Genomic DNA, 24,230 nt, shown 5'->3' on the forward strand with positions numbered 1-24,230 from the left:
GATGGCTCTCGATTTATCACTAACGTCGCCCCCCCTCATCCCCGCTGCCGCGGACTTCTCCCCCCTCGGGGAGAAGAAATTTGTGGCACCCGCCCGGTCCTGGCCACCGGCTTACTGCCCGACGGGGAGCCCCGTCGCCGTTTCGATCTGCTTGGCCGCATCATCGAGCGCCGCTTTCGCATCGGGATAACCGCCGGCGAAATATTTTGTCTGCGTCGCCTTGTAGATCGCATCGGCATCCGACTGGAACGCCGTGCCGCGGCTCGGCACGATCTTCGGCAGGGTGGCGAGAATATCGGTCCACACCGCCTGTCCGCCCCAATAGGGCTGCTTTTCCTTGACGAAAGGATCGTCGATGGCGGACAGCAGCGAAGGAACGAGGCCGAAGGATTTCAGCATCGTCACCTGACCTTCATTGGTGGTGAGCGCGTAATCGATATATTTCCACGCGGCCTCCTTGTGTTCCGAGGTCGAGCTGATCGCCAGCGACGAACCGCCGAGGTTGGCGGCGTGAGGGCCATCCGACGTCAGGCTCGGCATCAGATAGACGCCCCATTTGCCGGAAAGATCAGGAGAGCCGGAACGAACCGTGCCTTCATACCAGGCGCCATACATCTGGCTGGCGGCCTTGCCGGCGGTATTGGCCTGGATTTTCTCATCCCAGATCGCCGCCGTGATGATGCCGGCGTCTTTCATTTCCTTGACCTTTTCAAGGGTCGCGACACAGGCGGGCTGGTTGATGGTGATGTTCTGGCCATCGGTCGAAAAGTAACCGCATCCCTGCTCATTGGCGATCATGCGAAACCATTCGCTATCGCCATTGAAATCGGCCTGCGCCATGACGGTGCCGGGATTGGCGGCCATGACCTTCTTGCCGGCGGCGATGAAATCATCCCAGCTTTTGATGGTGGCCGGATCGACGCCTGCCTTCTCATAGAAGTCGCGGCGATAAAATACCGCCACCGGACCGGAATCCCACGGCACCGCATAGGCGACGCCGTCAACCTCCAGTTCCGTGCGCTTGAAATCAGGGAAAAGCGCCTGTTTCTCAGGCGTATAGCCAAGCTCGGTCAGATTGGCGAAACAATCGGGAAAACGGCTCCAGAACAGTTCCGCCTCGAAATTTTCAATGGTGACGATATCAGGAAGACCATCGCCCCCGGCTGCGCAGGCAGCCAGCGTCTTGTCAAAAACCTGATTGTTTCCAAGGTCTTCAACGACGATCTTGATATCCGGATTTTGCTTGTTGAAGCCCTCTACCGTGGATTTCAGCGCGGAAGCCGCGACGTTCCAGCTCCAGATGGTAACGGTCTCGGTTTGCGCGAAAGCCGGGGCTGCGAGAAGCAGCATAGCCGTAGACGCGCCAAGAAATTTCAAGCACATTGAAAACCTCCCTTTTTCAATTGCCGTTCTTCAGCGAACATGGGCACATTAGCGGGGACAGGAAATCTGTCTCGTAAAAAGGGAACATCGATTTGGCGGAAAGTAAGATTGCCGAAAGAGCCTTCTACCAGCCGGGTGCGAGCAGCATCGAAGGCATGCCGACAACGCTTCAGCTTTTTCACAATCATCCGCCCATCATGCTCAGGCCCCACTGGCACGCGCAGGTGGAAGTGAATTATGTGATGTCGGGATCGGTGCATTACCGCATGGGCGACCATGACATGACGCTCAACGCCGGCCAGATGTGCATCTTCTGGGGCGGCCAGCCGCATCAGATGGACCACTCCTCCGACGATTCGTTTTACGCCGGCGCGCATCTTCCGCTCGTGCACTTTTTCCGCATGCGCCTGCCCGCTACCGTTTCGAGCCTGCTGATGGGCGGTGCGACGATGGTGAGTGCTGAGACGGACAAGGCAGACGCCGAAAATTTCGGCCGCTGGTTTCGCTATGTCACCTCCGGCGACCCGGCGAAAGCCCAGCACGCGGTGGAAGAATTGCTGCTCAGGGTCGAGCGGATGTTCCTCGAGCCATACTCCGTCATATCTTCCGCCGCCAGCGGCAAACGCAGAGAGAATGATGAGGGCATGGCGCCCTCCATCGGCGTGGTACGCATGTGCGATTTCATTGCCGCCAATTTCCTCGACGATATCGACGCAACCGAGATCGCCCGCGCCGCCGCGCTGCACCCGAAATATGCGATGAACCTGTTCCGCAAATCCACGGGCATGACGCTGATCAAATATCTGACCCTGCTCCGGCTTTCCCGCGCGCAGGCGATGCTTATGACCGGCAAGGACAATATATTGCAGATTGCCATGGAAAGCGGCTTCGGCTCGGTCAGCGCCTTCAACAAGGCGTTTCGCCAGATCGCAGGCATGTCGCCTTCCGATTTCCGCCGCGACATGCGGGCGACGGCGGCTTAGTCTTCATTATCGGCGAAAGCGGCGCTGCGCTGCCGCGCCGCCTGCCGATAGGCCCTTGGTGAACTGCCCAGCATTCGCCGGAACATGGTGGTGAAAGCCGGGATGTTTTCATAACCGGCATCCAGCGCCACATTCGTCACCGCCTCGCCGGCTGCCAGCCTCGGCAGGGAGGCGAAGATACAGGCCTGCTGGCGCCAGGTGACGAAACTCAACCCCAATTCCTTGCGGAACAGCCGCGTAAACGAGCGCCGGCTGATGCCCATGGCCGCCGCCCAGTCATCGATCTCCACCCGCGCCACCGGCTTTTTCAGGAAATCGCGGCACAGCGCCGCCAGCCGCTCGTTATCGGGAAAAGGCAATCCGAGCGGTCGGTCCGGCAGACGGTTGATCTCGTCCAGCAACAGCGCCCGCACCAGACCGCGCCGATGGAAAGCGGGTGGCTCATGCTCTTCGCCCAGCAGTTCGGCAATCAGGCTGGAGGCGAGATCGGTGATTTCCACCACCCGCGGCACTTCCGCCTGAAACAAGTCGGGATGCACGTAGATCGATTGCATTTCCACCGTCGATATTGTTTCCGACTCGTGTTCCAGGCCGGCGGGAATGATCAGCCCGTGGCCGGGCGGTATCATCCAGCGACCATCTCCGGTGCTGACCAGAACCACGCCCCGGCGCGCGTGCCAGATCTGCGCCCGCAGATGGCTGTGGACCGGTGCGCGATGTCCCTTGGCATAGGTGCGGGAAATCGCCAGCACCGGCTCGTTGGTGCCATCGATCAAATTCAGCATGTAGTTGTGGTCTTCGGCAGAAAAGGAGCCGAAGATCATGGAATTGTTTTTTGCCATTTGGCCCACTCACAAAGAAAATCGTCCAGAGCAAAGATGCAGGCCAGAAACAATATGAATAAAAGCGGGAAGAAATAAAGACATGTTTCCCGCCTTCCGCCGGGAACCGGAGAGGACTTCATCATGGCCACTGTCACCAGCGCCAGCACCAGCACCGGGTTCAACCCGCAACGCACGGCGTTTTCAATCATCGCAGCCGCCAGCTTCTGCCACATGCTGAACGACATCATGCAATCGCTGCTGACGTCGCTTTACCCGCTGCTGAAAGCCAATTACGCGCTCGATTTCGTGCAGATCGGCCTGCTTACCTTCGCCTTTCAGGTCACCGCCTCGCTGCTGCAGCCGGTTGTCGGCATGGTGACGGATCGCTGGCCGATGCCGTTTTCCCTGCCTGTCGCCATGCTGTCCACCTGCGCCGGCCTTATCACGCTTGCTTTTGCCCATAGTTTCGAGGTTCTGGTGATCGGCGCCTGCCTCATCGGCATCGGTTCGGCGATCTTCCATCCGGAAGCTTCCCGCGTTGCACGTCTCGCATCCGGCGGCCGCCACGGTCTGGCACAGTCCTTCTTCCAGGTGGGCGGCAATACCGGCACGGCCATCGGCCCGCTGCTCGCCGCCTTCATCGTCATCCCGCTCGGTCAGACGAGCCTCAGCTGGTTCTCGCTGATCGCGCTCGTCGGTTTTGGCGTGCTTTCCTGGGTTGGCGTCTGGTACACCCGCCACCGCCGCGCAACCGTTGGCAAGGCGCCGGCCAGCCGCACGCTTCCCCTTGCCCGTGGCACGGTGATCATGACGCTTCTGGTGCTGGTGGTTCTGACCGCCACCAAGAATGCCTATCTCGCCAGCCTGTCCAGCTACTTCACCTTCTACACCATCGACAAGTTCGGTCTTGGTGTTCAGGACGCGCAGGTTCTGCTGTTCCTCTTCCTCGGCGCTTCGGCGCTCGGCGTGTTCTTCGGCGGCCCGATCGGCGACCGTTTCGGCTCCCGCGTCGTCATCTGGTTCTCGATCCTCGGCGTCATTCCCTTCGCGCTGCTGCTGCCCTATGCGAACCTCTTCTGGACGGCCATTCTCGTCGTCGTCATCGGCTTCGTGTTCTCCTCCGCTTTCTCGGCCATCGTCGTGTTCGCGCAGGAACTGGTGCCGGGCCGCGTCGGTCTCATCGCCGGCATGTTCTTCGGTTTCGCCTTCGGTTTCGGCGGCATCGGGGCGGCGGTTCTGGGCGTTTATGCGGATAAGGAAGGCATCGAATTCGTTTACCGCATCTGCTCCTACATGCCGCTGCTCGGCCTGCTCACGGTGTTCCTGCCCAAACTGCCGAGCCACCGTTAAAAGCCTCGCGTTCAACGCTTTTCAACACGGCGGTCACCTGTGATACTCAGGTGACCGCCGTATTCCGTTGAGCAAAGCCCTACCCATGCAAATCCCGATAAAATCGATCCTCGTTTTCCACGCCGCGGCAAGGGCGGGCAGCATTTCACGGGCGGCGGAAGAGTTGAGCGTCACCCCTTCGGCCGTTTCCCAGCAGATCCAGTTGCTGGAAGGCCAGCTCGGCACGACCCTGATGGCGCGAACCGGCCGCAAGGTGACATTGACGGAAGCGGGCGAGCGCTATTTCTCGATGATCACCGCCCAGATCGAGCAGATATCGGACGCCACCGACAGTATTCGCGGCTTCCGCTCTGTCACCACGCTGACGATCCGGGCGACGCCGACCATATCCAACAAATGGCTGCTGCCGCGTCTCGGCTCGTTTCTGGAGGAGCATCCTGAACTGGAAGTGCGCCTTGACGGCACCAACGAGCCCACCGATTTTTCGCAGGAACTCGTCGATATAGAGCTGCGCCATGGAGATGGCCGCTGGCCGGGCCTCTTCGTGGAAGGGCTGGTGGAGGAGGAATTCCTGCCGGTCTGTTCGCCGAATTATAAGGGTGCGGGTAAATTTCTGCCCGAGGAATTGCAGAACCAGCGGCTGATCCATTCGGTGAAGGCGCAGGCGCAATGGAACCACTGGTTCCCTCTGGCCGGCGTGACAGCCGAAAAGCGCTGGCGGCGGGTGCTGTTCGACCGCAGCCACATGGCCATCGATGCCGCCGTTCTCGGCATTGGCGTGGCGCTGGAAAGCACCTTGATGATGGAGCGGGAGCTTCAGGACAAAATGCTGGTGCCGGCCGTGACGGACGCGCCGCGCATCAAGCTCGTCACCCAATGGATCGTCTGCCCGCATTCCCATCTGCGGCAGAGAAAAGTCATGCTGTTTCTGGAGTGGATGCGAAAACAACGCGACGAGTGGCAAGCCCGTCGCGTTGTCTGATGTTTCAGGCAATCCGTTTTCGCGTCAATAAAGCCCCATCAGCCGGATTGGCCCGAGCGTCAGCACCGGGAACAGCACCAGCGCGAAGATGGCGAGCGTCAGCACCGTCATCGGCGCCAGCGAACCGCGAATGACATCCTCGATCTTCATGTTCGCCACCTGTGCCGCCGCAAACAGGCAGACCCCCACCGGTGGCGTCACCAGCCCGAGCGTCAGCGTCATGACAGTCACGATCAGGAAATGGATCGGATCGATGCCCAGTGCTTCGACCGGCGGCATCAGCACCGGGATGAGGATAAACATGGCCGGGATCGCTTCCATGAAGATGCCGATGATGAGCAGGAACACAAAGATGACGAGCATGCCGGTCATTGGCCCGAGATTCATGGCCTTCAGGAGATCGGCGACCTGCTCCGGCAGGCCATCGAAGGTGAAGACCCAGGCGGCAAGCTGCGAGGTGGCGGCGATGAACAGGATCGTGCCGGAAATGCGCGCCGTCGAGATCAATATTTCCGGCAGTTCGCGTACCGGCAGGGTGCGGTAAACGATGACGCCGAGCACCGCGACATAAACCACCGCGATGGCAGCTGCCTCCGTTGGCGTGAACAGGCCGCTGGCAATGCCGATGATCAGGATCAGCGGGGTCAGCATCGGCAGGATGGCGCGCAGACCCGTGACGACCACCAGGCGGAAATTGAACGGTGTCGGCGGATTGTAGCCGTAATGCACCGAATAGAAGTGGTTGAAGACCAGAAAGGCGAAGGCGATGAAGAGGCCGGGCACCAGACCGGCGATCAGCAGCGTGCCGATCGACACATTGGCGATGGAACCGGCAATCACGATCAGGATCGACGGCGGAATGATCGAGGAGAGCGTGGACGTGCAGAGCGTCATGCCGACGGCATAACCCTTCGGAAAACCGTGGCGCTCCATGGCCTTGATTTCGATGGCGCCGACCGAGGCGATATCGGCGACGGACGAGCCGGAGACGCCGGAAAAGATGACCGACGAGATGACATTGACATGGCCGAGCCCGCCGGGAAGCCAGCCGACCATGGCCTCGGCGAAATCAAAGATGCGCTCCGCCACCCGCCCCCGCTCCATGACCGTGCCGACGAGAATGAACAGCGGCACGGCAACGAGCAGGAAGGAGTTCATCGACGAGAACATCGTCTGCGACAGCAGGTCCATGGGCATGGAGGTGAAGAGCCACAGCGTGCCGACACTCGCGAGCGCGAGCGCGATGGCAAGCGGCACGCCGAGCATGCTGAGACCGAAAAAAGCGACGAGAAGAAAGACCGACATGGCTCAATGTCCTGCTGAAATGGAGATATCGGCATGGGCGATCTCATCCGCCGGCAGACCAAGCTCGGGAAGCGCGATGAGCTCCCGGCGGCTGCGCAGCGATTCGATGATGGCCAGCACGGCGATGATGGCGGAAACCGGCAACACGATGCCGATGGTCCACATGGGGATCGGCAGGGTGGCGGCGGTCTCGTTCATCATGATCTGCTGGCGCACCAGGGTCAGGCCCGTCCAGCCCATCATGCCGAAGAAGAACACCGAGGAACCGACATAGATCGGCACCGCCAGCCGCCGGAAGAAGCGGTGAAACAGCACCAGAAACACCACGACACGGGCACTTTCAACGGTGCGGAAACCGGCCGCAAGGCCAAGGAAGACCATCCAGATGAAAAGAAAGCGGGTCGCCTCCTCGGTCCAGGGAAGCGGGCTGCCGGCAAGGCGGCCAATGACCTGAAGAAGAACGACGATGAGAATGCCGGCACAGGCTGCCCCTGCGGCCACATCGGCGATGAGTTTAACGATGGTGCCGAGCACCGAAGGTTTCGTATCGTTCATGACAATACCCTTCCACTGCTGAAACCGGATATCCGGTAAAACGAATGCCACCCTGCCTCTGCGGCAAAGCAACCCTTGCTGACGTTGGGGAAGGCCGGACCGAGATCCGGCCTTCCCTGCGCGAAAACGTCAGTTCGTCTTGAGGAAAGCCTGCGTCTTGTCGAAGAACGCCTGATCTTTCACCAGCGCGGAGAACTTTGCCGAAAGACCGGCCGCCACCGCCACGAAAGCCTTGCGTTCGTCGTCCGTCAGCGTGTTCACCTCCATGCCGTTCTTCTTCAGCGTTTCGAGCGACTTGTCGATATCGGCAGCGTCGTTCTGCGCTTTCCAAAGCTCGGTTTCAGTCGCCGCTTCCTTCAGCGCCGTCTTGAAGCCCTCGTCAAGACCTTCGAAGCGGGCCGGGTTCATACCCAACACCCAGGCGTCAGCAATGTGGTTGCTGATCGTCAGATATTTCTGCACCTCGTAAAGCTTGGCGCTGACAGGCACGTTGACCGGATTTTCCTGTCCATCGACGACTTTGAGCTGGAGCGCATTGTAAACCTCAGCAAAAGCCATCGGTGTCGGGGCAGCCCCCATGGCGCCGAAGAACTCGACCCAGAGCGGATTGTTCGGCACCCTCAGCTTCATGCCCTTGAGATCGGCCGGCGACTTGATCGGCGCCTTCGAATTGGTGATCTGGCGCAGCGGCCGCGACCATAGATCGAGCCCGAGAATGCCGATCTTGCTGAGATCGGTGGAAAGCTCCTTGCCGAGATCGCTGTCGAGATAGACCCTGAGCTGGTCGATATCGCGGAACTGGTAAGGAATGGCGATGGCCGTGAACTTCGGATTGAAGGTCGCGTAAAGCGAGGTCGAGTTCAACAGCATGTCCAGCGAACCGCCGGCCAGCTGCTTGACGCCCGCCGAAGGGTCGCCGCCATAAAGCGTGCCGTTCGGAAACACCTTGATCTTGAGCTTGCCATCGGTCTTTTTCGAAACGATCTCGGCAAACTTGTTGGCGGCAAGCGTGATTTCGGACGTATCCGCATCGGGCGTCGAAAGCGTCAGCGTTTCGGCCTGCGCGATGGATGCGACCAGCATGGTGGCGGCCAGAGCCAGCCCGTAAAGTTTTGAAATTTTCATGTGTTCCTCCCTTTGTTGTCTCTCAAACAGTTTCGAGCGTTCCTCCGAACGCATTCATGCGCTTAATCTCAAGGATCACACCGCTGTGATCAAGCTCGCCCGCGCCATGCTCGACCATGGAGCGGAACAGCCGGTCAACCTCCTCGCCGACCGGTAGTCTGAGGCCCCGGCTTCTGGCGAAGGCCAGCGCCGTGGACGTATCCTTCACCTGATATTTCGCCGGCCCGCCGGGACGGAAATCGCCTTCCACCATGCGTTTTCCGTGCTGGCGGAAGACGGTGGAATCGGCGAAGCCGCCAAGCAGCGCGTGGCGCACCTGCGCCGGGTCCGCTCCCCCCTCTTCCACGAGGGTCAGAGCCTCGGCGACGGCGCAGATTGTCGAGGCGACGATCAGCTGGTTGGCGAGCTTGGCCAGAGAACCGCAGCCCACCGGACCGACATGGGTGACGCGCCCCAGACAACCGAGGAGCGGCCGCAGCGCATCCACATCCTGCTGTTCGCCGCCGGCCATGATGGCGAGCGTTCCTTCGATCGCTCCCTTTTCACCGCCGGAAACCGGTGCGTCGACATATGCGACGCCATAAGCCTTGGCCACCTCTGCCTGTTCCCGTGCGCTGTCGACCGGGATGGAACTCATCACCAGCAGAATAGCACCGGGCTTCATGTTGGAAACGACACCCGAGGCACCGAGCAGAACCTCGTCACAGACCGGCCCGGAACTCAGCATGCAGATGACGACATCGGCTTCGGCCACGGCTTCGGCAGCAGTGGCCACCGGCTGCACGCCTTTTGCCGCCAGAACCGCAGCTTTTTCAGCGCTGCGGTTCCAGGCTTTGACGGAAAACCCGGCCTCCGCCAGACGCCTCGCCATGGGGGCACCCATAATACCCGTTCCGATAACGGCGATCCGGCGGATGTCTGCCATCGCTCCCATCCTTCAAAGCCATTGCCGGTTCAGGAAACGCACCGGCAGTTCTTCTTCGATAAGGGCGGGAAAGGCCTCGCGAAACCGGTCGAGATGCGGTGTCTTCAGGTGATCGTCGAAAGCCTCACGGCTGTTATAGACCTCGTAAAACACCACATTGTTCCCCGTTTCCGGCCGCACCACGTCGAATTGCTGGCAACCCGGTTCATCCTGAACCGAATGGGTGGCATCATCGCGTGCGGCGTCGAGAAAGGCATCCATCGCGTCAGGCTTCACCCGAAATTCCGCGATCACCACGAAAGCTCCTTTCGACATGTTCCGTTCTCCGTCCATTACGCAGCTGCGTCTTTTTGCGGACGGAAGCGGTTTTCCATGTCCTGACGCAACTTCACCACATCGAGATCATTGACCAGCTCCACATCGTCGAAGCTGACGATCTGGTCCTTCTTGATGGCGCGCTTCAGTTTGACATTATGGGCAAGGCCAATCGGCAGCGCCTTCATATCGAGGCTGCGGGTGGCCGGAATGGCGTTCGCCCAGACCGCGTATCCGCCCTCGCCGTCCAGCATCTCGCCCGGTGCCATATCCTTCTTCGCCGTGGCGACGGCATCGCCGCGGAACTCCTTGGAGCAACCGGTCGCTTCGTTGCGCAGCACGGCGGAAAGCACGCTGATCGAGGTTTCCAGCCCGATGATGTGGAACGGACGCCACATGGAGGCGTACCAGCCGGACGGATCCGTCAGCAGGCCATATTGCTTGAAGCAGGCGCGGGCATATTCATTGTGGGCCTTGAAGGTGACGAAAACACCATAGCGGATGTTATTGAACACCTCGCGTCCATCCGGCTCCTGGCTTGCGGCAATGTCGACGAGGCCGGAACGCGCCATGCGGCCGCCATCGGCGGCGGGACGGAAAACACGGGCGAGATCGTGCAGGCCGGCCGGCGGGAAGGCCAGACCGTCATCCGGGCAATCCAGCCCCGTGCCGTTGGCGACGGCCGCCATCTCGATGGCCGCCTTGGTGCCATCGGTGAAGGAATTATACATTTTCGGATTGAAGTCGCCCTTGGCCACTTCCTCGTCCGTCCAGCCGAAATAACCCCAGACCGTGTCCGGCGTCGAATAACGGTAACGTGGCTCGAAATTCATGCCCTTGCCGGCGGAGACGACCTCGAAGCCGGTGGCGCGCGCCCAGTCGACCAGTTCGCAGATCAGCGCCGGCTGGTCACCGTAAGCCATCGAATAGATCAGGCCCTTGGCCCGGGCCTTTTCGGCAAGGATCGGCCCGACCATGACATCGGCTTCGACATTGACCATCACGACATGTTTGTTGTGGTCGATGGCGCCGAGCGCGTGGCGCGCGCCGGCCAGCGGATGGCCGGTGGCCTCGATCACGCATTCGATCTCGCCGCAGGCGAAAAGCTCGTTCACATCGTCGGTCACATAGGTCTTGCCGCTCTTCAGCGCCTCGGCGCAGCTCTTCGCATCGTAACGCTCCTTCGGCCAGCCGACGCGATCCAACGATTCCTTCGCCTTGCCGACATTGAGGTCTGCGACGGCGACCATGTGGAAACCGGCAATGCGCTGCGCCTGCGCCAGCACCATGGAGCCGAACTTGCCGGCACCGATGAGACCCACCCGAACAGGCTTGCCGCCGGCTGTACGCGCTGACAGAAGAGAATAGAGATTCATGTTTTGACATCCTTCGCTGGGGAAATTGCTGGCGAGAATGTCCAGTCAGCCCGGCGAAGGCCATGCGACACCGAGGCAGCGAAGGCTTATCCCTCGCGGCACGGACGGCATGACGATCTAACGTTCCTCCCGGATACCGGCACGCCTTTGCGCCGGCTCTCGCGGTCGCCTCCCAAAGCAACCTTGAGAACAGAGTAGGAGCGTTCAAATATTAGTTCTATTTAGAAAATCAGATTCTTTGTTTAGCTTATCTAACAAATGATCAGGCCGATTTGCGCAGCATCAGATCGGCGCTGAGGAGAATGCGCTCGCGCATCCGCGTCGTGTCATCCGCCTCCTCGTCCAGCTTATGCAACAGAAGCTCAATCGACAGCCTGCCGATCTCGTTATAGTTCTGCGCTACCGTGGTAATCGGCGGACAGGCATAACGCGACAGCGGATGATCGTCATGGCCGGCGACCCTGAGGTCATAATCCGCACCATGGCCGACCCTGAGGCCCTTCTGGAAGGCGGCGGCGATGACGCCGAAGGCGATACGGTCGTTGGCGCATAGAATGGTGCGCGATGGCAGAGACCCCGCCCCTTCCAGCAGCCGGCCCGCCTCATCGAAGGCGAAACGCTCGAAATCCCAGGTGACAATATCCGGAACGTTGATCACCTGCGGCTCGAAACCAAGGCGCCGCATGGCCTCCTCATAGGCGGTGCGACGCGTGGCGGCATTGGTATTGACCTGCGGCATGTCGAAGAAACAGGGCGGCTCGCCCGAGCGGCAGAGATAATCCACCATCAGCCCGACACTCTGGCGGTTGTCGGTGCCAACAAAGGCCGAGGTCTCGTCGAGCGGCGAATCGACATAAACGATCGGAATGCTGGCGGCGAGTTGCTCCAGCGTGGCGCGGTGGGATTTGACGCCCAGCGGCGCGATGATCGCGCCGGCGACATTCATCGACTTGAAAGTGCGGATGGCGCGGTCTTCGATTTCCGCCTTGCCATCCGAGGACAGCACGAAGGCAAGGAAGCCCGCCTCGTTGGCGATGAGCTCGATACGGCTCGTCAGCGCCATATAGAACGGATCGGTGGAATTCGGGATGATGATGCCGATGATATTGGAGCGGCGGCGGTTGAGATTGACGGCGAAAATATTGGGCCTGAAGCCCGATTTCTTCAGCGCATCCTCGATGGCGTCCCGGGTCTTCTTGCGGACCGAGGCCGGATCATTGAAGTATTTCGAAACAGTCGGGCGCGAAAGGCCGACGAATTCCGAGAACTCTTCCATCGTCCTGATAGATTTGGCCAAAGTGCTTGCCCCCATGAAATATTACATGTGGTACTTTATATCGACCGGCCTTCGCACGAAAAGCCGGTCGACTGCGGTTATCAACCACCAAACGATCATTCGGCTGCAAATTGCACTTTCATGGTGGCCGGATCGGATGGTTTCTTCGTAAAGAACGGCAGCATCTCCGAAAGCGGCAGCCGGTGCGAGACGAGCCGCGCCATGACATCGCCATCCGTTTCCAGAATGGCGAGCGCCTGCGGTATGTTGCGGTTCAGCGAATGCGAACCGACGAGCTTGAGCTGACGCCTGAAGATTTCGAAGGGTGCGACCGAAATGCGGGCATCCGGCGCGCAGACGCCGAAGAACAGTGCCGTGCCGCCATCGGCAACCAACGGGATCATCGCTTCCGCTACGGGGGCGATACCCGTCGCATCCGCCACGACATCGAAAGACTTCTGTTGCCGCAGCAGCGCTTCCGAACCGGAAACTGCCACCTGAAGCCCGAGACCTTCGGCAAAAGCCAGCCTGCTTTCGTTGATGTCGGCAATCGTCACCGTCTCGACGCCGCGCGCTTTCAGCGACAGGGCAAGCAGCAGGCCGATGGGACCGGCTCCGAAAACCAGCGCATTTTCAGCCACCGTTCCGTTCTCGCCGATACCCGCGCTCTGCATGCCGTTGACGACGCAGGCAAGCGGTTCGGCCAATGCCGCGACATGATAGGGCATGGAGCCGATGCCATGCAGGTGATCGGCGTGTACGATGCTGAATTCCGCGAAACCGCCATTGTGGGAAACGCCATAGGCCTTCAGCGTGCTGCACAGATTGGTCAGCCCCTTCCTGCAGCTGGTGCAGGTGCCGCAGGGCAGATTAGGGTCGACCACCACCCGGTCGCCGGCCTTTATGCCCGTCACATCGGCGGCCACGGCCGCAACTTCACCGGCATATTCATGCCCCGGAATGACCGGAAAGGCGCCGTCGCCGTAACGCGCGTGGAGAACGTCGATATCGGTGTGGCAAAGCCCCGAAGCCTTGACCCGCACGAGCGCGTGGCCAGGCGGCAGATCGGCAACGGGAACTTCCGCCAGAACGGCCTGTCCCTTCTCGACGAATTGAATGGCATGCATGGTCATCTCCGGCTTTTCAGCTCATCCAGTTGCCGCCGTCGACATTATATGTCTGGGCGAGAATATAGTCGCTGTCGGAAGAGGCGAGGAAAACCGCGAGACCCTTGATGTCATCGGGCGTCGCAAAACGGCCGATCGGCACGGATTTCGCCACCGCCGCCTTCTTCTCACCCGGCTTCAGGCCTTCCCATTTGGCGAATTCCGCATCGACCACTTCCCAATGCTCGCCATCCACCACGCCCGGTGCAATGGCGTTGACATTGATGCCGTGCTTGACGAGCGCGAGCGCCGCCGACTGCGTGGCGGAAATGATCGCCGCCTTGGAAGCGCAATAAAGCGTGACGAGCGCTTCGCCGCGACGGCCGGCCTGGCTTGCCATATTGATGATCTTGCCACCGCGCGCCCGCTCGATCATCACATTGGAAACCGCCTTCATCATGAACAGCGGTCCCTTGAGATTGATGTCGAAGACCCGCTCATAACTCTGTTCGGTAATGCCATTGATCGGCGCCATGTCGAAGATCGCGGCATTGTTGACGAGAATGTCGATGCCGCCAAATTCCTCATCCACCGCCTTTACAACGGCGTCGATCTCGGAAAGATCGGTCACATCCAGCTTCACAGCCTTGACAGAAGGGCCGATGGCGGCGGCAGACGCCGTCGCGCGGGCGATATCGATATCGGCGATGATGACCTTTGCACCCTCATCGGCAAAAGCCTGCGCAAAACCAAGGCCGATGCCGCGGGCGGCGCCGGTAATCAGCGCGACCTTGTTGTTCAATCTCATGTCGATCTCCATGATGCATGGCGGGTAATCTGGCCATGCTCTTTTGTTGTTCGATGCTTTTCCTCACTCCCCTCATTCCTGCTTGTTGCAGGAATGCAGCCGACGCGGCTCTCACGCGGCAAGAGAGTTCTTCCAAACCAAGGACTTGGGCTGGCTAGATTCCTGTGACAAGCACAGGAATGAGGAGACGGGTGCGAAAGCCCCACCCATGCCGCCCGCCGCCAAAGTGACGAACGGGCGGCACGCCGGGAGGGCGCGGCTACTTGATGTAGCCCGCGCGGGTCATGTCACGCTCGACCTGTTTCTGTGCGCCTTCGAGCGCCGCATCGACGGTCTGCTGGCCGGAAAGGGCTGCCGCGATCTGCTGGCCGACAATCGTGCCGATAGACTGGAACTCCGGTATGGCGACGAACTGCACGCCGGTATAGGGCACCGGATCCTTGGTCGGCTTGGACGGGTCGGCAGACATGATCGCCTTCAGCACCGTATCCGCAAAGGGCGCCGCCTTCTTGTATTCCGGCAGCTCGTAGGTGGATTTGCGCGTGCCCGGCGGCACGGCCACCCAGCCTTCGCTTTCACCGACCGTTTTCACATAGTTCTTCGAGGTCGCCCATTTCACGAAGGACTTGGCGGTTTCGAGCTTCTTCGTGCTGTTGGGGATTGCAAGGTTCCAGGACCACGACCAGCTCGAACCGTTCGGCGTTACCTCGACCGGAGCACGCGTAAACGCGGTCTTGTCGGCAACCTGGCTCTGCTTGGGGTCATAAACGCGGCCTGCTGCAGAGGTGGCGTCGATCCACATGGCGCAACGGCCGGAGGAAAACAGAGTCTGGTTCTCGTTGAAGCCATTGGCGGCCGCACCGGGCGGGCCGTAGGAGGTCATCAGCGCCACATAGTCAGAGATCGCCTTTTTCCACGGCTCGCTCGTCAGCTGCGGTTTCCAGTCCATGTCGAACCAGCGGCCGCCATAGGTGTTGATCATGGTGCCGAGGAAGGCCATGTTTTCACCCCAGCCCGGCTTGCCGCGCAGGCATATGCCATATTGCTGTTTCGACTTGTCGGTCAGCTTGGCAGCGAAATCCTTGATCTGGTCGTAGGTCGGATTATCCGGCATCTTCAGGCCGGCTGCATCGAACAGATCCTTGCGGTAAAGCGTGAACGAGCTTTCGGTGTAGAACGGCACCGCGTAAAGCTTGCCGTCGACAGTCAGGCCCTTTTTGATCGGATCGAGCAGATCGGCGTAATCGTAATCGTCGCCGAGATCGTCGACCGACGCCAGCCAGCCCTGCTTGCCCCAGATCGGCGCTTCGTAACCGCCAATGGTCATGATGTCGAACTGGCCGCCATTGGTGGCGATATCGGTGGTGACGCGTTCGCGCAGAACATTCTCTTCCAGCACGATCCAGTTGATCTTGTTGCCCGTCTCCTTCTCCCAGGCGCTGGAAAGCTTCTGCATGATGATCATGTCGCCGTTATTGACGGTGGCGATGTTGATTTCCTCTGCCTGCGCCAGACCGGCGAAAAGGCCGATGCCAACCACGGACGATGACAGAATTCCAGTTAATTTGCTCATGAGACCCGCTCCTCCTTTACGGATGTCCACGCATAACAATACATGCGTAAATTTTTTATCTCGCAAAGTACGCTCTCTTGTCAACGTCCGAAAATAAATCGGAGCATGGAGACATCGTCGCCCGCACCAGTAACCCACTGTTTTAAAGCGGATAATATCATAAAAAATTATTTCCAAAGGCGTTCCTCTTGCTGCGATGCAACAAAATTTTCGTCATATCATATATTGACGCGCGTAAATTTTTGAATGATATCCGAAAACCAGAAGCCCTCGGGACGGCGGGATTACCTCCGCCAAAAGGACGGGAGCCGAATGCATATGGAGGAGACGATGAGGCAGACATCCGCACTGGCGCCGCACACGAATGGCCCGACCATCACGGCCGGCGAAATCCTCGTGGAGATCATGGCGACGACGGTGGGAAGCGGCTTTCTCGAGCCACAAACGCTGATCGGCCCCTTCCCGAGCGGCGCGCCGGCCATCTTCATCGATCAGGTGGCGCGCTGCGGCGGAGCCGCCGGCATCATTGCGGCGGTGGGTGACGACGATTTCGGCCGTCTCAATGTCGAGAGGCTGCGCGGCGACGGCGTCGACGTCTCAGCCATCGCCACCATCCCCGACCGGCCGACGGGCAGCGCCTTCGTGCGTTACCGGGAAAACGGCGCAAGGGACTTCGTTTTCAACATCGCCCATTCGGCGGCCAGCGAAACGCATATGACGGCTGAAGCGCAGGCTCTCATCGAAAAAGCCGGCCATGTGCATGTCATGGGATCGGCCTTCGCGATTGCCGGCATTGGCGAAATCATTCTCGAAGCCATCAGACGCGTCAAGGCGCGCGGCGGCTCGGTCTCCTTCGATCCCAACATCCGCAAGGAACTGGCGCAGGGCGATGCCGGCCGCAGACTGATCGACGATCTGCTTGGTGTTACCGATCTTCTCCTGCCCTCCGGTGAGGAGCTTCACGCGGTCTCTGGGCTGAATGACGAGGAGGCGGCGATTGAAAAGCTGCTTGCCTCCGGTATCGGCGAAATCGTGCTGAAGCGCGGCGCGGATGGCGCAAGCCATTTCAGCCGCGCCCATGGGCGCATCGACGTCCCCGGCTTGCGGGTCCGCGAAATCGACCCGACCGGTGCCGGCGACTGTTTCGGTGCGACCTATCTCACCTGCCGCCGCCTCGGCATGCATCCGCAAAAGGCGCTCACCTATGCCAATGCCGCCGGCGCGCACAATGTCACCCGCCGCGGCCCGATGGAAGGCGCCACAAGCCTTTCCGAACTCGACGCCTTTCTAGCCGCGCAACTGTCGGAGGAAATCCTGTGACCCGTATTCTCGAAAATCTCGCCGCCGCGCGCCGCTCCGGCAAGCCCGCCGGCATCACCTCCGTCTGCTCCGCCCATCCCGTGGTTCTGCGCGCCGCAATCCGCCGTGCCGCCGCCGGCAAGACACCGGTGCTGATCGAGGCGACCTGCAATCAGGTCAATCATCTCGGCGGTTATACCGGCATGACGCCACGGGACTTCGTCAGCTTCGTCAACAGTATTGCCGATGAAGAAGGGTTGCCCCGCGAACTGGTGATTTTTGGCGGAGATCATCTCGGCCCCAATCCCTGGCGCAGGGAAACGGCCGAGGAAGCGCTGACAAAAGCTGCCGCCATGGTCGAGGCCTATGTGACGGCGGGTTTTCGCAAGATCCATCTCGATGCCTCGATGGGCTGCGCCGGTGAACCGGCGGCGCTGGACGACGACACGATAGCCAACCGCGCCGCCAAACTTGCGGCCGTCGCCGAAAAGGCCGCCACGGCTGCCGGCCTGCCGAGACCGCTTTATATTCTCGGCACCGAGGTGCCGGTGCCGGGGGGTGCGGACCATGTGCTCGACACCGTCGCACCGACGCAGCCGCAGGCGGCGCGCCAAACCATCGACCTTCACCGCGAAATATTCGCGCGACACGGCCTTTCCGATGCGTTCGAACGGGTCATCGCCTTTGTCGTGCAGCCCGGCGTTGAATTCGGCAGCGACAATGTCGTCGCTTACGACCCGCAAGCGGCCACCGCCTTGAGCGCCGTGCTGGACGCCGAACCGCAACTGGTCTTCGAGGCCCATTCCACCGATTACCAGACGCAGGCCGCCCTCACGACACTGGTATGCGATGGATATCCCATCCTGAAAGTAGGCCCCGGCCTGACCTTCGCCTATCGCGAGGCGCTTTACGCTCTCGACATGATCGCCTCCGAGATGATCGGCGATTATGGTGACCGTCCTTTGGCGCGCACCATGGAGGAGCTGATGCTTTCCTCACCCGGCGACTGGCGCGGACATTACCATGGCGATGACATCACGCTGCGATTGCAGCGCCACTACAGCTACAGCGACCGCATCCGCTATTACTGGACCAGGCCGGAAGCGCTTGCGGCCGTTTCCGCCTTGCATAAGGCGCTGGATGGGAAGACAATTCCCGAACCCCTGCTGCGCCAGTATCTCGGCGAGTTGCCGCTCGCGGCAGTTGCAGGAAAGGATATGGAGGAGGTTCTGGTCGCGGCAGTGGATCAGGTGCTGGCGACCTACCATGCGGCGACGGGCGAAGGCCGCCACTAAGACAATCGTTAAATTGGGATGCCCCGGCAGGAGACGTTGCGGGTATCGGTCAGGGAGGGGAAACTCATGGCAACCCGAAACACGAGCGGATTAGCGCGGGTCATGCTTGCGCCATCGGTGCTGTTGTTGCTGGTGTGGATGATCGTGCCTCTGGCGATGACGCTCTGGTTCTCGTTCCAGAACTACAATCTCCTCAATCCGGCCAATGTCAGCTTCGCTGGTCTGTTCAATTACCAGTATTTCTACACCGACCCGGCCTTCTTCCAGTCGATCTGGAACACGCTGCTGATCGTCGGCGGTGTGCTGCTGATCACGGTCATCGGCGGCATCGCCATTGCGCTTCTGCTCGACAATGACATTTTCGGCCAGGGCATCGTGCGCATCATGATCATCTCGCCCTTCTTCGTCATGCCGCCGGTGGCAGCACTGGTGTGGAAGAACATGATCATGCATCCCGGCTACGGCGTGCTGGCCGATCTGTCGCGCTTCTTCGGTTTCCAGCCGGTCGACTGGTTCGCGCAGTTTCCGCTCTTGTCCATCATCATCATCGTCGCCTGGCAATGGCTGCCGTTCGCGACGCTGATCCTCTTGACCGCCCTGCAGTCGCTCGATGGCGAACAGAAGGAAGCAGCCGAGATGGATGGCGCCAACTTCGTCAACCGCTTCATCTACCTGACGCTGCCGCATCTGTCGCGCGCCATCACCGTCGTCATTCTGATCCAGACGATCTTCCTGCTCGGCGTCTACGCGGAAATCCTCGTCACCACCAATGGCGGCCCCGGTTATGCCTCCACCAACCTCGCCTTCCTCATCTATCGCACCGCACTTCTGGGCTACGACGTCGGCGGCGCTTCGGCCGGCGGCATCATCGCCGTCATCCTCGCCAATATCGTCGCCATCTTCCTGATGCGCGCCGTCGGCAAGAACCTCGACCGGTAAGGGGGAAACATCATGGCCCGCAAGACAACCACTCGTGCGAAGATCGGCTTTTCCATCGCGGCCTGGGCCGTGGCGCTGCTGCTGTTCTTCCCGATCCTCTACGCCTTCCTCACCTCGATCAAGACCGAGCCCGAGGCAATCGCCGGCTTCAGCCTCATTCCGTCCGGCACGCTCGAGAATTACGTGACGGTCCAGACCCAGCGCGATTACTTCAAGCCCTTCATGAACTCGGTGGTGCTGTCGCTCGGCTCGACGATCATCGCGCTGATCATCGCCATTCCCGCCGCCTGGGCCATGGCGTTCTCGCCGACCAAGCGCACCAAGGACATTTTGATGTGGATGCTCTCCACCAAGATGATGCCGGCCGTCGCCGTGCTGGTGCCGATCTATCTGATCTTCCGCAATGCCGGCCTGCTCGATACCCGCATCGGGCTCACCATCATGCTCACCTTCATCAACCTGCCGATCGTCATCTGGATGCTCTACACTTACTTCGCGAAATCCCCGGCGAGATTCTCGAAGCCGCCCGCATGGATGGCGCATCGCTGTGGAACGAGATCGTCCATGTGCTGACCCCGATGGCGGTTCCGGGCATTGCCTCGACGCTGCTCCTCAACGTCATCCTCGCCTGGAACGAATCCTTCTGGACCATCCGGCTGACGACCACCAATGCCGCCCCGCTGACGGCCTTCATCGCCTCCTTCTCAAGCCCACAGGGGCTGTTCTGGGCAAAACTCTCGGCCGCCTCGATGATGGCGATCGCCCCCATTCTCGTCATCGGCTGGTTCTCGCAGAAACAACTCGTGCGTGGCCTGACCTTTGGCGCCGTGAAATAAGGAACGACAAACATGGGCAGCATTTCCCTTCAGAACGTGTCCAAGCTCTTCGGTGAGGCGAAAGTCATCCCGTCGATCGATCTCGATATCAACGACGGCGAGTTCGTCGTCTTCGTCGGTCCCTCCGGCTGCGGCAAGTCCACGCTGCTGCGCCTCATCGCCGGTCTGGAAGATGTTTCCGGCGGCAAGATCGTCATCGACGGCAAGGATGTCACCGAAAAGGCGCCGGCCGAGCGCGGCCTTGCCATGGTGTTCCAGTCCTATGCGCTTTATCCGCATATGAGTGTCAGGAACAACATCGCCTTCCCGCTGAAGATGGCCAAGCTCGACAAGGCGATCATCGATAAGAAGGTCGAAGACGCGGCCCGGGTGCTGAACCTTACCGATTATCTCGAGCGCCGGCCCTCGCAGCTGTCGGGCGGCCAGCGCCAGCGTGTCGCCATCGGCCGCGCCATCGTGCGCGAACCTTCCGCCTTCCTGTTCGACGAGCCGCTTTCCAACCTCGATGCGGCGCTGCGCGGCACCATGCGGCTGGAAATCTCCGAGCTGCACAACACGCTGAAGACAACGATGATCTACGTCACCCACGACCAGGTGGAAGCCATGACCATGGCCGACAAGATCGTCGTGCTCAACCGCGGCAATATCGAGCAGGTCGGCTCGCCGATGGAGCTTTACCGCTCCCCCGCCAACCTCTTCGTCGCCGGCTTCATCGGCTCGCCGCGCATGAACCTGGTGACCGGCGATTATGCCCGCCAAAAGGGAGCCACCACCGCCGGTGTGCGGCCGGAGCATCTGGTGCTGTCGAAGGAACGCGGGCTGTGGCAGGGCAAGGTGACCGTCGCCGAACATCTCGGATCGGATACCTTCCTGCATCTCGAGGTGAACGGCATCGGGCCGATTACTGCGCGCACGGACGGCGAGTTCGAGTGCAAACACGGCGATACCGTCTTCATCACGCCCGATGACACCAAGATCCACAGGTTCGATGAAAAGGGTAAGGCGATATCGGCCTGAGCCTCACGCCTCTCCTATTCTGACGCCATTCCTGTCGAAGACATGCAGCTTTTCCTGCGGGAAATCGACCCGCAGGGACTTGCCCGGCTGCAACAATGCCCGGTCTGAAGAAAACAGCTTGAACGGCAATCCATGCACGGTGAGGTGCAGGATAACGCCGAGGCCGGTCGGCTCGACCAGATCGACCGTCGCTTCCACACCGCCTTCAACCGGCGCGACGGTCACATGTTCCGGGCGGATACCGAGCGTGACCGGTTCGCCATCGGCCAGCTTCACATCGCGGCCAAGCGCCAGACGCGTGCCGTCACCCAGCACGACGAAACTGCCGCCATTCTCCTGCACGAGCCGTCCTTCGAGGAAATTCATGCCGGGCGAACCGATGAAGCCAGCGACGAAAAGATTGGCGGGACGATCATAAAGATCGAGTGGCGCGCCGATCTGCTGCACATGGCCGGCATTCATAGCGACGATACGTGAGGCAAGCGTCATCGCCTCGATCTGGTCATGGGTGACGTAAATCGAGGTGGCGCCGAGATCGGCATGCATGCGCTTGATTTCGGCGCGCATCTGTTCGCGCAGCCGGGCATCGAGGTTGGACAGCGGCTCGTCAAACAGGAAGGCCTTCGGCTGGCGCACGATGGCGCGGCCCATGGCGACGCGCTGGCGCTGGCCGCCGGAGAGCGCCTTCGGGCGGCGGGCGAGATAGGGATCGAGGCCGAGCTTGGCGGAAGCGCCGGCCACCGCCGCCGCGACGGTTTCTTTCGGGCTGCGGCGCAGGCGCAGGCTATAGCTCATATTGTCGGCGACGCTCATATGCGGATAGAGCGCATAGGACTGGAAGACCATGGCGATATCGCGATCCTTCGCCCGACGATCATTGACGCGTTCGCCGTCGATTGACAGGTCGCCGGACGTTATCTCTTCAAGCCCGGCGATCATTCGCAGCAGCGTCGATTTTCCGCAGCCGGAGGGACCGACGAGGACGATGAACTCGCCATCCCTGATATCAAGATCGACGCCATGCAGCACGGCGAGGTCGCCATAGGTCTTGCCGACATTCTTCAACTCGATGGAAGCCATTGGATTATCCTTTCACCGCGCCGGCCGTCAGGCCCTGCACGAGATAACGTTGAATGAGCAGGAAGAAGAGGCAGGCCGGAATGAGCGCCAGAACGCCCGCCGCCATCATCTGCCCGAAATCGACGGAGAATTTCGAAACGAAGGTCAGAAGCCCGACCGGGAAAGTGGCGCTCTGGTTGCCGGAAATCAGCATAAGCGCAAACAGAAGCTCGCTCCACGCGGCGGTGAAAACGAAACCAAGTGTCGCGGCTATGCCCGGCAGCGTCAGCGGCAGGATGATCTGGCGGAAGGCTGTAAAACGGCTCGCCCCATCGATCATCGCCGCCTCTTCCAGATCCTTCGGAATACCATCGAAGAACGACTGCATGAGGAAGGTGGCGAAGGGGACGTTGAAGGCGGTGTAGACGATGACGAGGCCAGTCAAACTATTGGTGAGGCCGAGGGGCGAGAGCATCTTGAAGATCGGCGCGACCAGCATGACCAGCGGAAACATCTGGGTGATCAGCATTAGCGCCACAATCCAGTATTTGCCCTTGAAACGGAAGCGTGACAGCGCGTAACCCGACAGCGAGGAGAGTATCGTTACGGCAATTGCCGTGGAGCCCGCGACGATGACGCTGTTCTTAAAAAACGTCGGGAAGGCACTGTTTTCTATTACGAAACGATAATGATCCCATGTCGCCCGCGATGGCCACATCCTCACACCTTCGCTATAGAGCAGATCATTCGGCGTCACGGACACCTTGAGGAGCCAGAACAGTGGGAACAGTGCAAAGGCGATATAGGCAAGGATCGCCAGACGATGGGCAAGGGTGAGAAATATCCTTGAGGTCATCGGTCAGTCCTTCTCGATCAGACGCTGGCGCAGCAGCACGATCAGCATGGAATAGGCAAGCAGCAGCACCAGCAGCACCAGCGCGATGGCCGAGGCATAACCGAAATCCAGCCGCCTGAAGGCCTGGGTGAAGATGTAGCTGGCGACGATCTGCGTGCGGTCGGCCGGCCCGCCATTGGTCATGACGATGATGAGATCGGCGAAATTGGCGATCCAGACGGTGCGCAACAGGATGGTGATGGCGATGGTGGGCGCCAGAAACGGCAGGGTGATGGAGGTGAAGCGCTGCAGCGGGTTTGCCCCGTCAATTTCCGCCGCCTCATAAAGATCGCGCGGGATGGCCTGAAGTGCCGCAAGCAAAGTGATGGCGAAGAAGGGAATGCCCCACCAGACATTGGCGATGATCGGCCCCCACATGGCAAGCTGCGGATCGGCGAGGATATTGTTGGGTGCGGATAACAGCCCGACCGAGACCATCCAGTGCGGCAGCGGCCCGATGACCGGATTGAACAGCCACGCCCAGTTGAGACCGGCAAGGAAAGTCGGCACGGCCCATGGCAGGAATACCAGCGCCTGCGCCAGCCCCCTGCCCGCAAAGGGTTTATCGAGCAGCAGCGCCAGAATGAGGCCGAAGAAGAATTGCAGGAACACGGAAGCGCCGGTCCACCACAACGTATTTTTCAGCGCCCGGTAAAAGGCCGCATCCTGCGAGAGCGTCTCCAGATGTTTGAGGCCAACGAAACCGCCGGAAAACGGATTGAGCAGCTGCACATCGCGAAATGCATAGGAGAGGCCAAGCACCAGCGGCACCAGCATGACGGCGACAATGAGCACCAGCACGGGCGCGCTGTAAAGCCACGGTTCGGCCCAATCGGCAAACCGCCGCATCGCGGGCTTGCCAGCCGGTTTGCGCGCAGCCACCGGCCCGGCGCCATGGGCATAGGACATTGTATCGCTCCCTGATCGGACGACGGAACGGACGGGTTTTCCAGCCTCTCGGCTTACCGATCCAAAAAATTTCTATGAAAAGGCCTGTCGCAGCG

At 60.4% G+C, this 24,230-nt stretch carries 22 protein-coding genes and 1 pseudogene; 8 read left to right on the top strand and 15 right to left on the bottom strand.

Going from position 1 to position 24,230, the window contains the following annotated elements; genetic code table 11:
* Positions 1-111: 111 nt before the first annotated feature.
* Positions 112-1,383, bottom strand: a complete 1,272-nt coding sequence (locus AGR7B_RS14975) for an ABC transporter substrate-binding protein (RefSeq protein ID WP_080857189.1) — start codon at positions 1,381-1,383, stop codon at positions 112-114.
* Positions 1,384-1,469: 86 nt separating this feature from the next.
* On the opposite strand from AGR7B_RS14975, the gene AGR7B_RS14980 reads away from it, so the two are divergent.
* Positions 1,470-2,366 carry a helix-turn-helix domain-containing protein gene (locus AGR7B_RS14980; RefSeq protein ID WP_208616057.1) on the top strand — a complete coding sequence of 299 codons (897 nt, stop codon included), beginning with the start codon at positions 1,470-1,472 and terminating at the stop codon, positions 2,364-2,366.
* Here AGR7B_RS14980 and AGR7B_RS14985 read toward each other — a convergent pair.
* Entirely contained in the window at positions 2,363-3,208 is an 846-nt protein-coding gene (locus tag AGR7B_RS14985; RefSeq protein WP_080857191.1) for an AraC family transcriptional regulator, read from the bottom strand. The genes AGR7B_RS14980 and AGR7B_RS14985 overlap by 4 nt on opposite strands.
* 123 nt (positions 3,209-3,331) lie before the next feature.
* Between AGR7B_RS14985 and AGR7B_RS14990 the strand changes: the two genes are divergently transcribed.
* Both AGR7B_RS14990 and AGR7B_RS14995 read left to right on the top strand, forming a co-directional pair.
* On the top strand, positions 3,332-4,540 hold the full coding sequence (locus AGR7B_RS14990) for an MFS transporter (protein ID WP_078053639.1): 1,209 nt from the start codon (positions 3,332-3,334) through the stop codon (positions 4,538-4,540).
* An 85-nt stretch (positions 4,541-4,625) separates the two neighbouring features.
* Complete coding sequence (locus tag AGR7B_RS14995) at positions 4,626-5,522, top strand: LysR substrate-binding domain-containing protein (protein WP_065656179.1); 897 nt, start codon at positions 4,626-4,628, stop codon at positions 5,520-5,522.
* Positions 5,523-5,546: 24 nt separating this feature from the next.
* On the opposite strand, the gene AGR7B_RS15000 is transcribed toward AGR7B_RS14995, so the two are convergent.
* The 10 genes from AGR7B_RS15000 to AGR7B_RS15045 all read right to left on the bottom strand — a co-directional run bounded on the left by AGR7B_RS15000 (position 5,547) and on the right by AGR7B_RS15045 (position 15,886).
* Positions 5,547-6,827, bottom strand: coding sequence for a TRAP transporter large permease (locus AGR7B_RS15000; protein WP_020812270.1), 1,281 nt, complete (start codon positions 6,825-6,827; stop codon positions 5,547-5,549).
* 3 nt (positions 6,828-6,830) lie between these two features.
* Positions 6,831-7,382 carry a TRAP transporter small permease gene (locus tag AGR7B_RS15005; RefSeq protein ID WP_059757030.1) on the bottom strand — a complete coding sequence of 184 codons (552 nt, stop codon included), beginning with the start codon at positions 7,380-7,382 and terminating at the stop codon, positions 6,831-6,833.
* 129 nt (positions 7,383-7,511) lie between these two features.
* Entirely contained in the window at positions 7,512-8,507 is a 996-nt protein-coding gene (locus tag AGR7B_RS15010; protein WP_065656180.1) for a DctP family TRAP transporter solute-binding subunit, read from the bottom strand.
* 22 nt (positions 8,508-8,529) lie between these two features.
* Entirely contained in the window at positions 8,530-9,432 is a 903-nt protein-coding gene (locus AGR7B_RS15015) for an NAD(P)-dependent oxidoreductase (RefSeq protein WP_080857192.1), read from the bottom strand.
* A gap of 12 nt (positions 9,433-9,444) precedes the next feature.
* A complete protein-coding gene (locus AGR7B_RS15020; RefSeq protein ID WP_080858110.1) occupies positions 9,445-9,747 on the bottom strand; it encodes a putative quinol monooxygenase in 303 nt (100 codons plus the stop codon).
* Between the two features lie 17 nt (positions 9,748-9,764).
* On the bottom strand, positions 9,765-11,123 hold the full coding sequence (locus tag AGR7B_RS15025; RefSeq protein WP_080857193.1) for an NAD(P)H-dependent oxidoreductase: 1,359 nt from the start codon (positions 11,121-11,123) through the stop codon (positions 9,765-9,767).
* Between the two features lie 262 nt (positions 11,124-11,385).
* Positions 11,386-12,399, bottom strand: a complete 1,014-nt coding sequence (locus AGR7B_RS15030) for a LacI family DNA-binding transcriptional regulator (RefSeq protein WP_080857194.1) — start codon at positions 12,397-12,399, stop codon at positions 11,386-11,388.
* A 116-nt stretch (positions 12,400-12,515) separates the two neighbouring features.
* Positions 12,516-13,526: a D-altritol 5-dehydrogenase gene (locus AGR7B_RS15035; protein WP_080858111.1), complete on the bottom strand. Its 1,011-nt coding sequence runs from the start codon at positions 13,524-13,526 to the stop codon at positions 12,516-12,518.
* Positions 13,527-13,542: 16 nt separating this feature from the next.
* Positions 13,543-14,313, bottom strand: a complete 771-nt coding sequence (locus AGR7B_RS15040; RefSeq protein ID WP_065656183.1) for a galactitol 2-dehydrogenase — start codon at positions 14,311-14,313, stop codon at positions 13,543-13,545.
* A gap of 259 nt (positions 14,314-14,572) precedes the next feature.
* A complete protein-coding gene (locus AGR7B_RS15045) occupies positions 14,573-15,886 on the bottom strand; it encodes an ABC transporter substrate-binding protein (protein ID WP_162934165.1) in 1,314 nt (437 codons plus the stop codon).
* 312 nt (positions 15,887-16,198) lie between these two features.
* Here AGR7B_RS15045 and AGR7B_RS15050 point away from each other — a divergent pair, with 312 nt between their 5' ends.
* From AGR7B_RS15050 to AGR7B_RS15070, 5 genes and pseudogenes are all read left to right on the top strand, one after another.
* Positions 16,199-17,206 (top strand): tagatose kinase, encoded by a 1,008-nt coding sequence (locus tag AGR7B_RS15050; protein ID WP_162934166.1) that lies wholly within the window; start codon positions 16,199-16,201, stop codon positions 17,204-17,206.
* Positions 17,203-18,480, top strand: coding sequence for a D-tagatose-bisphosphate aldolase, class II, non-catalytic subunit (locus AGR7B_RS15055; RefSeq protein ID WP_080857196.1), 1,278 nt, complete (start codon positions 17,203-17,205; stop codon positions 18,478-18,480). Before AGR7B_RS15050 ends, AGR7B_RS15055 begins: the two co-directional genes overlap by 4 nt.
* 66 nt (positions 18,481-18,546) lie before the next feature.
* Complete coding sequence (locus AGR7B_RS15060) at positions 18,547-19,419, top strand: carbohydrate ABC transporter permease (RefSeq protein WP_004445256.1); 873 nt, start codon at positions 18,547-18,549, stop codon at positions 19,417-19,419.
* Positions 19,420-19,431: 12 nt separating this feature from the next.
* Positions 19,432-20,255 (top strand): annotated as a pseudogene (locus AGR7B_RS15065) (carbohydrate ABC transporter permease).
* A 12-nt stretch (positions 20,256-20,267) separates the two neighbouring features.
* A complete protein-coding gene (locus AGR7B_RS15070; RefSeq protein WP_080857197.1) occupies positions 20,268-21,272 on the top strand; it encodes an ABC transporter ATP-binding protein in 1,005 nt (334 codons plus the stop codon).
* Positions 21,273-21,275: 3 nt separating this feature from the next.
* Here the strand turns inward: AGR7B_RS15070 and AGR7B_RS15075 are convergent, their stop codons facing one another.
* Genes AGR7B_RS15075 through AGR7B_RS15085 form a run of 3 tightly spaced genes read right to left on the bottom strand, consistent with a single transcriptional unit; the run spans position 21,276 to position 24,135 of the window.
* Entirely contained in the window at positions 21,276-22,352 is a 1,077-nt protein-coding gene (locus AGR7B_RS15075) for an ABC transporter ATP-binding protein (protein ID WP_080857198.1), read from the bottom strand.
* 4 nt (positions 22,353-22,356) lie between these two features.
* Positions 22,357-23,187 carry a carbohydrate ABC transporter permease gene (locus tag AGR7B_RS15080; RefSeq protein ID WP_035228147.1) on the bottom strand — a complete coding sequence of 277 codons (831 nt, stop codon included), beginning with the start codon at positions 23,185-23,187 and terminating at the stop codon, positions 22,357-22,359.
* A 3-nt stretch (positions 23,188-23,190) separates the two neighbouring features.
* Positions 23,191-24,135, bottom strand: coding sequence for a carbohydrate ABC transporter permease (locus tag AGR7B_RS15085; RefSeq protein WP_121490427.1), 945 nt, complete (start codon positions 24,133-24,135; stop codon positions 23,191-23,193).
* Positions 24,136-24,230: the final 95 nt, after the last annotated feature.

This window comes from Agrobacterium deltaense RV3 (genome assembly GCF_900013505.1).
GTDB lineage: Bacteria > Pseudomonadota > Alphaproteobacteria > Rhizobiales > Rhizobiaceae > Agrobacterium > Agrobacterium leguminum.